Source organism: Corynebacterium lujinxingii (genome assembly GCF_014490555.1).
Taxonomy (GTDB): Bacteria; Actinomycetota; Actinomycetes; order Mycobacteriales; family Mycobacteriaceae; genus Corynebacterium; species Corynebacterium lujinxingii.
On record NZ_CP061032.1, the window covers coordinates 1,347,527 to 1,358,970 of the forward strand.

An 11,444-nucleotide genomic window follows, 5' to 3' on the forward strand; every position below is an offset into this window, starting at 1 on the left:
ACATCAGTAAATTTCGTCGCTTAAGACTTTAACCCCCGCCCGGCGAGCCGGTCAGTTCGTGCCTGTGGATCCGTATCCGCCAGCACCGCGGACCGTCTCGTCGAGTTCGTCGACCTCTTCGAAGCCGACTAGCTCCACGCGCTGGACAACCAGTTGCGCAATCCGCATGCCGCGGGTGATTTCGATCGACCGCTCCCGGTCGGTATTGATCAAACAGACCTTGAGCTCACCGCGGTAGCCGGCGTCGACCGTGCCCGGAGTATTGACAATGCTCAGCCCCTGCTTCGCTGCCAATCCGGAGCGCGGGTGGATGAGCCCCACTGTCCCGACCGGCAGCGCGATGGCGATGCCCGTGCCGACGAGCGCACGCTGCCCGGGTGCCAACGTGACGTCTTCCGCGGCGAAAAGGTCGGCGCCTGCATCTTCCGGGTGCGCTCGATGGGGCAACGGCAAGTCGGGGTCCAGCCGCTTCACCGCAATGGGCGGAAACGTCGATAACGCAGCGGCCTGGGGGTCGTCGATACGCTTTTGCACTTCTTGGTCTACCACGTCGACCACCATACGGCACCGCAGCTAGGTGGCCCGTGGACAAATGCCTAAAGTGTTTGGCGTGAGTAACAACGCCGTGAATGCTTCCGCCAACGCCACCGCTGCTGCGACAAACGTGCTCTACACCGAACGGCAGTGGGTGCCGTGGTACTGGTGGGCGGCAGTGGCCGGGCTGACGGTGCTGCTCGCGGGCGAAATGGCACTCAACCGCAACATGTGGTGGTTCTTCGGCGCGCTCATCGTCGTCGGCGCACTCGCGGCGTGGTTTTTGGTCTGGCTGTCGCGCAACACCGTGACCGTCGAACAAGACCCGGACGGTACGCGCTGGCTGCTCACTAGCGACGCTAACTTGCCAAATACGGTGGTCGACCGCGCAATGGTCGTCCCCGCCTCGGCCCGCCAAAACGCGCTGGGCCGCCAGCTCGATCCGGCGGCGTTTCTGGTCACCCGGTCGTGGGTGCCGGAGCACGTCCTGCTCGTCCTCGACGATCCGGAAGACCCGACCCCCTACTGGCTTATCTCAGCAAAAAACCCGGAAGCCGTGCTTGACGCATTCGTTCCGGGTTTGAACGACTAGCCCGAGCCGCGTCGGCGGCCGGGGCCTCGACTACTCGCAGTCGAGGCAGATCTTGGAGCCGTCATCCTCGGTGTAGGCGAGGCGGTTGTTCTTCTGCACAAGGAAGCAGGAAGCGCAGGTGAACTCGTCCTCCTGGCGCGGCTTGACCTCGACATTGAGTTCCTCGCCGGAAAGGTCCTGTGTGGGAGGCTCGACAGGCTCGACGATCTCTCCGTCGTCGTCCATGCTGCTGCCCGCAACCTCCGCGGCCTTCAGGCCCTCGAGCGAATCGGTCTCGATGTCGTCGTCCATGCGGCGGCGCGGCGCATCGTAATCGGTGGCCATGCTTGATGTCCCTCCAGCTCAACGTGGTGTTCGATCGCGCCTTACGCGCGACATTTGAGCGGAATACTAAAGCACGTCCATGCGCCTGTCATCTTTACTGGTCAAGGCAGGTTTTTTCGGTTACCCCCCACGTATCTCGGCCGCTTTGTACACTGCGGGCATGACTGAAGGGCAAGCACCGCAGACCGGCGGCCGGCACTGTTTGGGCATAGACATCGGAGGCTCCGCACTCAAGGGGGCTGTGGTGGATGTCGACACCGGCCGAATCGTCGGCCAACGTATCGAGATTGCAACGCCCAGCCCCTCGACCCCGCCTGCCGTGGCCGCTGCCGCCACTGAAATCGCGTCCAAGGCGGATTGGCGTGGCCCGGTCGGGATCGCCTTGCCGTCCGTGATCACCCACCAGGTGGCACGCACCGCTGCCAACATCGACCCGTCCTGGGTGGGCACTGATGTCGCCGAGCTGTTTTCTGGCGCTCTCGACGGTCAGCAGGTGGCAGTGCTCAACGACGCGGATGCCGCAGGCCTTGCGGAGGCGTCTTTCGGCGACGGAGCCGCGCGGGAGGGCTCCGTACTCTTTCTCACCTTCGGCACCGGCATCGGCTCCGCGTTTCTGGCCGATGGCGTCCTGTTCGCCAACACCGAGTTAGGGCATTTGCTTATCGACGACACCGAGGCCGAGCACGTCGCCTCCTCTGCCGTGCGCACGCGTGAGGGCTTGTCGTATGAAGCGTGGGCGCGGCGCGTTGATACGGTGTTACACGAGTACGAGCGGCTGTTTAGTCCCACCACGTTTGTTGTCGGTGGCGGTATTTCCCAGGACGCGGACAAGTGGGTCCCGCTGCTGACTGTCAACGCCCCCGTTGTGCCGGCGCGCTTGCGTAACAGCGCGGGAATCGTCGGCGCGGCGCTGGCGGTGCACCGTGATGTCGCTCCGTAACTACGTGCACATTGTGCTGTAGGGTGTTGCGCATTCTGCGTAGCTGGGGTAAGCACCCCAGCTACGCAGGGGCAGATGGGAATAGAGCGCGCTGACAGCTGTTAGGATGGGCGTTCTGAAATTTTTTATTTGCATACGTACCCTGGTTTTCCAGTGGTAGTAACCACGGCGCGAATAGCGCGGTGGTCGAGGAAAGGCCCCGGAAAATCCGAGGTCCGTTCCAATGAATGTCCGATGAGTCGAAAGGGCGTACGTGGTAGCCAGCGAAGCTTCAAGCAACAACACCGTTCATGGCGATCCTGCGGATCCGTCGAACGGTGGCGAGAGCACAGGTTCCGGTACCGACTCCAAGCCGGCAAAGAAGACCGCTAAAAAAGCGGTGAAGAAGACGGCAAAGAAGACCGCTAAGAAAACAGCCAAGAAGACTGCGAAGAAGACGGCCAAAAAGACCGCAAAGAAGACGGCGAAGAAAACCGTCCGCAAGTCCGCCGCCAAGCGCACGACCAAGGCTGCGCGCGCCGCTGCTGCCACCGACAACGATGCCGAGGATCTGGAAGAAAACACCGGCATCGACGACGCGGATGTGGACCAGTCCATCGACACAGACGACTACGACCCAGAGACGGCCGACGAAGAAGACGCCTTCGACGAAGACCTCGACGGGGCCATCGACGAGATGGACGAGGACGACGAGTCCGACGAGGACGGCGACGACGAGGATGAGGACGAAGAATCCGACAGCTCGTCGGTGTGGGACATCGAGGAATCTGCAGCACTACGCCAGGCTCGCAAGGACGCGCAGCTCACGGCTTCTGCGGACTCGGTGCGCGCGTACCTGAAGCAGATCGGCAAGGTTGCGCTGCTCGACGCTGAGCAGGAGGTCTCGCTGGCAAAGCGCATCGAGGCCGGCCTCTACGCGCAGCACCGTCTCGACGAGATGGCCCGCGCCGCCGCGGAGGGCGACAAAGATGCAAAGCTCACCCCTGCGGTCAAACGTGACCTGCGTGCGGTGGCTCGCGACGGCAGGAAGGCGAAGAACCACCTGCTCGAGGCGAACCTGCGTCTCGTGGTGTCGTTGGCGAAGCGCTACACCGGTCGCGGCATGGCGTTTTTGGACCTCATTCAGGAGGGCAACCTCGGCCTGATCCGCGCGGTGGAGAAGTTCGACTACTCCAAGGGCTACAAGTTCTCCACCTACGCCACGTGGTGGATCCGACAGGCCATCACCCGCGCGATGGCGGACCAGGCCCGAACCATCCGTATCCCGGTGCACATGGTGGAAGTCATCAACAAGCTTGGCCGCATCCAGCGCGAGCTGCTGCAGGACCTTGGCCGCGAGCCGACGCCGCTCGAGCTGGCCAAGGAAATGGACATCACCGAGGAGAAAGTTCTCGAGATCCAGCAGTACGCGCGCGAGCCGATTTCGCTGGATCAGACGATTGGCGACGAGGGCGACAGCCAGCTCGGCGACTTCATCGAGGACTCCGAAGCGGTCGTGGCCGTCGATGCCGTGTCCTTCACCCTGCTGCAGGACCAGCTCCAGGACGTGCTGCACACGCTCTCAGAGCGTGAAGCGGGAGTTGTTCGCCTGCGCTTCGGTCTTTCCGACGGCATGCCGCGCACCCTCGATGAAATCGGCCAGGTCTACGGTGTGACGCGCGAGCGCATCCGCCAGATCGAGTCGAAGACGATGTCGAAGCTGCGCCACCCGTCGCGCTCCCAGGTGCTGCGCGACTACTTAGACTAACGCTTAGCAACGACGAAGGCCCCGAACCGGTTACACGCACCGGTCCGGGGCCTTTTCGCTGTTGGTTACTTCACCGATTCTTCGATCTTACGGTCGACAGCGTCATCGACACACTGCTCAAACTGCTCTTGGTCGTTTTGGAACTGGCTGCACTCTTCGACCATGTCCTTCGCAAAGAAAAAGCCGAAAACAAGCATTATCGCAGAGACGACCGCGGCGATCAAGCCGAGCACCAGACCGGTGACCGCCATGCCCTTGCGCGCCCCGGGCCCGACGATGGAATTTGCCTTCCGCACGCCCACGATGCCGAGAATGACGGCGATGATTCCCAAAATGATGCCACCGAACACCGTGAAGATGGCGGGGATGGACAAGATGCCGAGGATCAACGCCGCTAGCGCGAGACCGTTGTTTTCCTGCACGCCCTGCGGCGGCGCGTAACCGTAGGTGGTTTCCCCGTTGTCGTAGCCGGCCCCCATCCCGTAGCCGGGGTACCCCGCCTCACGGCTGGCGTAATCCGGCTGCAGATAGTCATGCTGCCCCTCCGCTGGATTCGCCTGCGGAGTGTAGCCCTGGTCGTAGCCCTGCGGTTCTTGACCGTAGCCCGGGTTGCCCGTTTCGCGGACATACGGATTATCCGGGTATTGGTTCGGGTCGCGGTTCGGTTCTTGGGGGTTTTCGTTCGGGTTGTAACGGTTGGACATCGCAGGCTCCTTGTTCGATTTCGTTGTGTGCCCGACCACTTTACCGGGATTTTGCGTCACCAGTCGCGCAAGTAGGCGATCCGCTCGCGCAACTGCTCGGCGCTGCAGAGCGCAGTCGGCGGCCCTCCGCATGCCTTGCGCACCTCGGTGTGGATCGCACCGTGAGGCCGGCCCGTCTTGCCGGCCACGATCGACACACGCGCATTGAGCTCGCTGCGCAGCTGCGGCAGCTCGTCGGCAGCAGTAGCGTTCTGCTTCGCCGCGGGCTCCGGCCGTTTCTGCTTCTGCGGCTCGCCGAGGATCTCTGCACGCTCGCGTTCTTTGCGCTCGGCAGCCCGGCGCGCCTTCTCTTCGGCGTCGCGGGCGTCGAGTTGGTCGCTTTGGCGTTTTGCGAGCAACGTGCGTACTTGGTCGGCATCAAGCAGCCCAGGCAGTCCGAGGAAGTCTTGTTCCTCTTCGGATCCGGCGACGGTAGGTGTGCCGTAGGTGGATCCGTCGAAAATGAGCGAATCTAGTTCGGCGGAGGCGCCAATGGATTCGTAGGAGGGCATTTCGTCCGGCTCTGTCTGGGTCCGGTTGGCTTGTTCGAGTAGTTCGTCCGACCAGCCCGATTCTCGGTGGGGTTTGCCGAGCACGTGATCGCGCGAGACCTCCATTTCCTCGGCGAGGCGGAGCAACACCGGCACGGATGGGAGGAAGACGGAGGCGGACTCGCCTGGCATGCGCGAGCGCACGAAGCGGCCGATCGCCTGGGCGAAAAAGAGCGGCGTGGACGCGGATGTGGCGTAGACGCCGACGGACAGTCGTGGGACGTCGACGCCCTCTGAGACCATGCGCACGGCGACCATCCACTCGTCGGTGGATGCGGAGAATTCGTCGATACGGTCGGATGCGCCGGGCTCGTCGGAAAGCACGACGGTGACCGGGGTGTTGGAGATCTTCTCTAGCATCTTTGCGTAGGCGCGCGCCGTTGTTTTGTTGGTGGCGATGACGAGCCCGCCGGCATCCGGCATGTTTGCGCGGATTTTCATCAGCCGCGTATGTGCGGCGTTGAGTACTGCTGCGATCCAGTCGCCCTTCGGGTCGAGAGCGGTTTTCCAGGCGCGGGTGGTTTGCTCCGCATTGAGCGGTTCGCCGAGACGTGCGGAGTACTCCTCCCCCGCCGAATCTTTCCACTGTGCTTCGCCCGAGTAGGCGAGGAAGACCACGGGGCGCACCACGCCGTCGGCAAGCGCGTGCGAGTAGCCGTAGGTGTAGTCGGATTCGGATACGAGGTGGCCTTCGCCGTCCTCGACGTAGCGCACGAACGGGATCTGCGAGTCGTCCGAGCGAAACGGCGTGCCGGTCAGTGCGAGGCGGTGCTCGACATCGTTGTACGCCTCGTAGACGCCGTCGCCCCAGCTCTTTGAGTCGCCGGCGTGGTGGATCTCGTCGAGAATGACAAGGGTGCGTCTGGCGGACGCAACGGCGTGGTGCTTGAACGGGTGCATGCCCACCTGCGCGTAGGTGACCACGATGCCGTCATAGGCGGCGTTGACTGCAGAGGAGTTCGTGAAATTTGGATCCAGCGACATGCCGAACCGCTTCGCGGCGTCGGACCACTGATGTTTGAGGTGTTCGGTGGGCACGACGACGATGATCCGGTTGACGGTTTTGTCGTCGAGTAGCCGCGATGCAAGTGTCAGCGCGAAGGTGGTCTTACCTGCACCCGGGGTCGCCACGGCCATAAAGTCGCGCGGCTTGGTGCGCAGAAACGAATCGAGGGCCTCCTGCTGCCATTTGCGCAGCGAAGGCCCAGCAGACGCGGTGGTCACTTGCGGCGCAGCCCCTTATAAATCCGCTCGCAGTCCGGGCACACCGGAGAGCCTGGCTTCGCCTGCTTTTTCACCGGGAATGTCTCGCCGCACAGGGCGACGACCATCTTGCCGGAGATTGCGGAGTCGACGATCTGGTCCTTTTTCACGTAGTGGAAAAACTTCGGGGTTCCGTCGTCTGTGGTCGACGAGGTGTCTTCCCGCAGATCTGGGCGCTCGAGTGTCTTCGTCGTCGTATTCACGCGCTCCATCATGCCCCAAATCGGGCGAGAGGTTAAGCCGGAGGGCTAACCTCGTGGGACATGAGCGCGAACAAGAACCCTGATCCCCACGCCCCCCAGTCGGGCGGGCGTGCGGAGGAGGCGCTCGAGAACGACGACGCCCCCGGAAACACGGTCGACGCCGTAGACGCTGATGTGGAAGAGGTACACCGGGCCCGCAAGCGCCGCGGAACGCGTGCGCTGATTACCGACGCGGCCACCACCCCGGAACAAAACCGGCGCTCCCGCGAGAAACAGTACGCGGTGCTGCAGGGGCTGCGCTTGCCGTTCATCCTCGCTGCTATTGCGGCGGCGTGGCAGAACTGGTGGATCGTGGCGGCTGTGCTGTTCGTGGTCTCTGTGCCACTGCCGTGGATCGCCGTGGTGTTGGGCAACGCCCAGGGCGAAAAGCGGGATCCGCGCTCGAAAAACGTGTACAAACCCGCTGTTGCGCGCGAGGAGCAACGCCTTGCCGCCGCCCGGCGCGCAGAGCTCAATCCTGCCGAATCGCCGCGACACCTGCCCGATACCATCGACCAAACCCCAACCGACGGCCGAGCCGCAGGAGGCGACCATGACTGATCCGACCCCGCTTGGTGCGGGTTTGCCCGACACAGCGATGCGACTCGCCGAGGCGTTGCGTGAGGCCGGGTTTACCAACGCGGGTATTGCAGAGCATCTCGGCCCGGCGGCCACGCAGGCGATGTACCGCGGCGAGCCTGGCGTGGTGCGCCACGCGTGCAGCGATGGGTCTGATCTGTCGCTGCTGGTGCGCTTTTTCATCCTGCGAGAGCCGGTCGCCCAGTCGCCGCTCGCAGCTGCGTTGGGAGATGACCTGGTGCGCTCGCTTATCGACGACTCCGTCGCCGCCCTCGACTCCGACACCGGAGAACTACGCATAGCGCTCGATATCCGGCCGCACCTCATCACCGGCCACGAACGGCTGGTCTTTTCCGATCTTGATGCATCGATGACCGATATCGTGCCCGGCCGCGACCACGTTTTGGGAGTCGGCGCGGCGTCGCTGTCGCTGTTGTCCGCTGCCCCGCTCTCCCCTGTCGATTCCGTGTTGGATCTGGGCACCGGCTCCGGTGTGCAAGCCTTGGGGCAAGCCCCGGTTGCCGAGCGTGTCGTCGCCACAGACGTCCACGGCCGTGCCCTCGACCTTGCGCAGGCCACGCTCGCAGCCAACGGCGTGGACAACGTGGAATTGCGCCACGGGAGCTGGTTCGAAGCGGTCGCCGGCGAACACTTCGACCGCATCGTCGCCAACCCGCCGTTTGTGGTTGGCCTGCCGGAAGTCGGCCACGTCTACCGCGATTCGGGGATGGATCTCGACGGCGCATCGGAGTTCGTCGTCAAGCACGCGCCCGAGCACCTAGCCGAGGGCGGCCGTGCGTTCATCCTCGCCTCCTGGGTGCATGTGGAGGGCGAATCGTGGCAGTCGCGCGTCGCGTCGTGGCTTCCCAAAACCGGTGTGAACGCCTGGGTGTTACAGCGCGACGTCGTCGACCCGGGCATGTACGTCTCCACGTGGCTGCGCGACGAAACCATCGACCCGCGTTCGGCGGAAGGGATCGAGCGCACCGAACGGTGGCTCGCTCATTTCGCGGAGAACAACGTCACCGGGATCGGGTTCGGCTGGATACTTCTCGACGACATCGGCGACGCCCCCACCGAGGTCACCGCGGAAGCACTCTCGCAACCGTTTAGCGACCCGCTTGGGCCTGAGGCCGAGGAGTACTTCGCCCGCACCGCCTGGCTGCGCGGCAAAACGTCCGACGACATCCTCAACGCGCGCTACCTGCTGCGTCCCGGGCTTGCACTCGAGGAAGTCAGCCTGGCCGACACCGATGCCGGCATGGGTTTTGCCCCCGAGGTCACCCGCATCACCCGCACCGACGGGCCACGGTTTACCCACGACGTCGACGCCGGGGTGCTGGCCATCCTGTCGGGGCTGAACCCGGACGGGTTGCCGCTGCGCGATGTGGCCGGGCTCTACGCGGCGGCGAACGGCCTGTACGACCTCGACGAGACACAACAGGTGGAGGCCTCGGCGGCGGGTGTTGTCGTCGACCTGATCCGGCACGGGCTTGTGCTGCCCGCTGAGATTTCCACCACCGTCAACGAGAAAGGATCCTCCGACAGATGAAAGCCGTGTTGACCCGAGTTTCCGAAGCCTCCGTCACCGTGGACGGAGAGGTAGTCGGCGCGATCGAATGCGCCGACACTGGCGGCATCCTCGCGCTCGTCGGAGTTGGCCGCGACGACGCCGACGATGCGTGGGAGACGATGGCGCGCAAGATCGCCGAACTGCGCATCCTCGACGGCGAGCGCTCGGTCGAAGACACCGGCGCGCCGGTACTCCTGGTCAGTCAGTTCACCTTGATGGGCCGCACTGCCAAAGGCCGCCGCCCCTCGTGGGCCGATGCGGCACCGGGCGATGCCGCGAAGCCGGTGATGGACAAGATTGCGGCTGCGCTGCGCGAGCGTGGCATTCACGTCGAAGAGGGTCAGTTCGGGGCGAAGATGCGCGTGCATAGCGTCAACGAGGGACCGTTTACCGTGTTTGTGGAGTGTTAACCGGCGCTCCACAACGTTTGCTGAGCGAGAGCTGAATATAAATCTCTACCACGGGAACACCGGGGACGGATAAGCCGTTGCTTAATCAGATTGCAGAGCTGTTCTATCCAGTCTGAGGAGGCCCCCACATGACCCAGCCGGATCAACCACAGCAAACTGAGGAAAAAGTCGACCGCGGCAGTCGCCGGAATCAAACGAACGACAACCCGTCCGCCGACCTCGTGCGCGTGTACCTCAACGGCATCGGTAAGACCGCCCTGCTCAATGCCGAGGAGGAAGTTGAGCTGGCGCAGCAGATCGAGGTTGGACTGTACGCGCAGCACCTCCTCGACGATCCGGATGTGAAGCTCACCCGCGCAAAGAAGCGCGACCTGAAAATCCTGGCGAAACAAGGCCGCAAGGCCCGCGCCCACCTGCTCGAGGCGAACCTGCGCTTGGTGGTGTCGCTGGCAAAGCGCTACACGGGACGCGGAATGCCGCTTCTGGATCTTATCCAGGAAGGCAACCTGGGCCTCATCCGCGCGATGGAGAAATTCGACTACGCCAAGGGCTTTAAGTTCTCCACTTACGCCACCTGGTGGATCCGCCAGGCGATCACCCGCGGCATGGCAGATCAGTCCCGCACCATCCGCCTCCCAGTGCATTTGGTCGAGCAAGTCAACAAGCTCTCCCGCATCCGCCGCGAGATGTATCAGTCCCTCGGCCGCGAGCCCACGAACGAGGAGCTCTCGGACGAATCCGGCATCGAAGAATCCAAGATCGAAATGCTGCTGCGCCAGTCCCGCGACCCGGTGAGCCTGGATATGCCGGTCGGCGCGGACGAGGAAGCTCCTCTGGGCGATTTCATCGAGGACGCCGAGGCAACCGACGCTGAAGACGCCGTGGTCACCACGCTGCGCCACGACGACATCGAAGACATCATCAGCGGCCTCGAGCAGCGCGAACAGGACGTCATCCGGATGCGCTACGGCCTGACCGACGGTGTGCCGCGCACGCTCGACCAGATCGGTCGCCAGTTCGGTCTCTCGCGCGAGCGTGTCCGCCAAATCGAGCGGGAGGTCATGGCGAAGTTGCGTGTCGGCGAGCGCGCCGACCGCCTCCGCGATTACGCCGGATAGAAACCCATCGCAGCCCAGTGGTGCGGCCAAGGTCGCAGCCGCTGGGCTAAAGTATTGCCAAAACCTGCGTTTGAGCAGCAGCAGACGAGCTGCTGCAGTGTCGAGTGGAAGGAACAAAGACTGTGCGCGACCTCGTCGACACCACCGAGATGTACCTGCGGACGGTCTACGAGCTCGAAGAAGAAGGCATTACCCCGCTGCGCGCTCGCATCGCCGAGCGCCTGGAGCAGTCCGGCCCCACTGTCTCGCAGACTGTCGCCCGCATGGAACGCGACGGGCTCATTGTGGTCGAGCACGACCGCTCCCTGTCGCTGACCGAGGCCGGACGCGAGCGCGCCACTGCCGTCATGCGCAAGCACCGTCTCGCCGAGCGGCTGCTTACCGACGTGCTCAAGCTCGACCTCGAGCAAGTCCACGACGAGGCATGCCGCTGGGAGCACGTGATGAGCGAGGAGGTGGAGCGGCGCTTGGTGGCAGTGCTGGATAACCCCACCCGCTCCCCCTTCGGTAACCCGATCCCGGCGCTCGACGCGTTGGGCGCCACCGAAGAAGAAGCCGAGGAGTCTGGCACGCGGGCAACAGACTTGCGGCTGACTGAACCCGCTCAAGCCCGGGTGGTGCAGATCTCCGAAATCCTGCAGGTGCCGCTCGACAGCGGCAAGACATTCGCGGGTATCGGTCACCTAGTGGGCGAGACCGTAACCCTTACCCCGCTCGAGGACGGCGCGTTAGAGATCAGTACTGCGAACCGGGAAACGGCCGTCTTGCCCGCCGAAGTCGCCCACGCACTGCGTGTGGAGCCCGAAAAGTAGACACGGAAAGGTTGTC

13 protein-coding genes are annotated in these 11,444 nt (G+C 63.8%); 8 read left to right on the top strand and 5 right to left on the bottom strand.

Annotated features, from left to right (window positions below; all coding sequences use genetic code 11):
* Positions 1 to 51 precede the first annotated feature (51 nt).
* Complete coding sequence (gene dut / locus IAU68_RS06675; protein ID WP_231699135.1) at positions 52 to 522, bottom strand: dUTP diphosphatase; 471 nt, start codon at positions 520 to 522, stop codon at positions 52 to 54.
* Between the two features lie 70 nt (positions 523 to 592).
* Between dut and IAU68_RS06680 the strand changes: the two genes are divergently transcribed.
* Positions 593 to 1,126: a DUF3093 domain-containing protein gene (locus IAU68_RS06680; protein WP_171194101.1), complete on the top strand. Its 534-nt coding sequence runs from the start codon at positions 593 to 595 to the stop codon at positions 1,124 to 1,126.
* Between the two features lie 30 nt (positions 1,127 to 1,156).
* Here IAU68_RS06680 and IAU68_RS06685 read toward each other — a convergent pair whose 3' ends face one another.
* The gene (locus IAU68_RS06685; protein WP_171194102.1) at positions 1,157 to 1,450 is read right to left on the bottom strand and encodes a DUF4193 domain-containing protein; all 294 of its coding nucleotides are present in this window, start codon (positions 1,448 to 1,450) and stop codon (positions 1,157 to 1,159) included.
* A gap of 160 nt (positions 1,451 to 1,610) precedes the next feature.
* Between IAU68_RS06685 and ppgK the strand changes: the two genes are divergently transcribed.
* Positions 1,611 to 2,390, top strand: a complete 780-nt coding sequence (gene ppgK, locus IAU68_RS06690) for a polyphosphate--glucose phosphotransferase (protein WP_171194103.1) — start codon at positions 1,611 to 1,613, stop codon at positions 2,388 to 2,390.
* Positions 2,391 to 2,643: 253 nt separating this feature from the next.
* Positions 2,644 to 4,137, top strand: a complete 1,494-nt coding sequence (locus IAU68_RS06695; RefSeq protein WP_171194104.1) for an RNA polymerase sigma factor — start codon at positions 2,644 to 2,646, stop codon at positions 4,135 to 4,137.
* A 65-nt stretch (positions 4,138 to 4,202) separates the two neighbouring features.
* Here the strand turns inward: IAU68_RS06695 and IAU68_RS06700 are convergent, their stop codons facing one another.
* The 3 genes from IAU68_RS06700 to IAU68_RS06710 are packed head-to-tail and all read right to left on the bottom strand — an operon-like array spanning position 4,203 to position 6,906.
* On the bottom strand, positions 4,203 to 4,841 hold the full coding sequence (locus tag IAU68_RS06700; RefSeq protein ID WP_171194105.1) for a DUF4190 domain-containing protein: 639 nt from the start codon (positions 4,839 to 4,841) through the stop codon (positions 4,203 to 4,205).
* Positions 4,842 to 4,897: 56 nt separating this feature from the next.
* Positions 4,898 to 6,655, bottom strand: coding sequence for a DEAD/DEAH box helicase (locus tag IAU68_RS06705; protein WP_171194106.1), 1,758 nt, complete (start codon positions 6,653 to 6,655; stop codon positions 4,898 to 4,900).
* Entirely contained in the window at positions 6,652 to 6,906 is a 255-nt protein-coding gene (locus tag IAU68_RS06710; protein ID WP_092102718.1) for a DUF3039 domain-containing protein, read from the bottom strand. The genes IAU68_RS06705 and IAU68_RS06710 overlap by 4 nt, the downstream gene beginning before the upstream one ends.
* A 51-nt stretch (positions 6,907 to 6,957) precedes the next feature.
* On the opposite strand from IAU68_RS06710, the gene IAU68_RS06715 reads away from it, so the two are divergent.
* The 5 genes from IAU68_RS06715 (at position 6,958) to IAU68_RS06735 (ending at position 11,428) form a co-directional block, all read left to right on the top strand.
* Positions 6,958 to 7,497, top strand: a complete 540-nt coding sequence (locus IAU68_RS06715) for a DUF3099 domain-containing protein (protein ID WP_171194107.1) — start codon at positions 6,958 to 6,960, stop codon at positions 7,495 to 7,497.
* Complete coding sequence (locus tag IAU68_RS06720) at positions 7,490 to 9,067, top strand: DUF7782 domain-containing protein (protein ID WP_171194108.1); 1,578 nt, start codon at positions 7,490 to 7,492, stop codon at positions 9,065 to 9,067. Before IAU68_RS06715 ends, IAU68_RS06720 begins: the two co-directional genes overlap by 8 nt.
* Positions 9,064 to 9,498, top strand: a complete 435-nt coding sequence (gene dtd, locus IAU68_RS06725) for a D-aminoacyl-tRNA deacylase (RefSeq protein ID WP_171194109.1) — start codon at positions 9,064 to 9,066, stop codon at positions 9,496 to 9,498. The genes IAU68_RS06720 and dtd overlap by 4 nt, the downstream gene beginning before the upstream one ends.
* A gap of 128 nt (positions 9,499 to 9,626) precedes the next feature.
* Positions 9,627 to 10,616, top strand: a complete 990-nt coding sequence (locus IAU68_RS06730; RefSeq protein WP_171194110.1) for a sigma-70 family RNA polymerase sigma factor — start codon at positions 9,627 to 9,629, stop codon at positions 10,614 to 10,616.
* Positions 10,617 to 10,738: 122 nt separating this feature from the next.
* A complete protein-coding gene (locus IAU68_RS06735) occupies positions 10,739 to 11,428 on the top strand; it encodes a metal-dependent transcriptional regulator (protein WP_171194111.1) in 690 nt (229 codons plus the stop codon).
* The last annotated feature ends 16 nt before the right edge of the window (positions 11,429 to 11,444 follow it).

Excerpts from the sequence above, each read along its gene's own strand:
- IAU68_RS06680 (WP_171194101.1), top strand. The coding sequence starts at position 593 with ATGCCTAAAGTGTTTGGCGTGAGTAACAACGCCGTGAATGCTTCCGCC.
- IAU68_RS06685 (WP_171194102.1), bottom strand. The coding sequence starts at position 1,450 with ATGGCCACCGATTACGATGCGCCGCGCCGCCGCATGGACGACGACATC.
- ppgK (WP_171194103.1), top strand. The coding sequence starts at position 1,611 with ATGACTGAAGGGCAAGCACCGCAGACCGGCGGCCGGCACTGTTTGGGC.
- IAU68_RS06700 (WP_171194105.1), bottom strand. The coding sequence starts at position 4,841 with ATGTCCAACCGTTACAACCCGAACGAAAACCCCCAAGAACCGAACCGC.
- IAU68_RS06710 (WP_092102718.1), bottom strand. The coding sequence starts at position 6,906 with ATGGAGCGCGTGAATACGACGACGAAGACACTCGAGCGCCCAGATCTG.
- IAU68_RS06715 (WP_171194107.1), top strand. The coding sequence starts at position 6,958 with ATGAGCGCGAACAAGAACCCTGATCCCCACGCCCCCCAGTCGGGCGGG.
- IAU68_RS06720 (WP_171194108.1), top strand. The coding sequence starts at position 7,490 with ATGACTGATCCGACCCCGCTTGGTGCGGGTTTGCCCGACACAGCGATG.
- dtd (WP_171194109.1), top strand. The coding sequence starts at position 9,064 with ATGAAAGCCGTGTTGACCCGAGTTTCCGAAGCCTCCGTCACCGTGGAC.
- IAU68_RS06730 (WP_171194110.1), top strand. The coding sequence starts at position 9,627 with ATGACCCAGCCGGATCAACCACAGCAAACTGAGGAAAAAGTCGACCGC.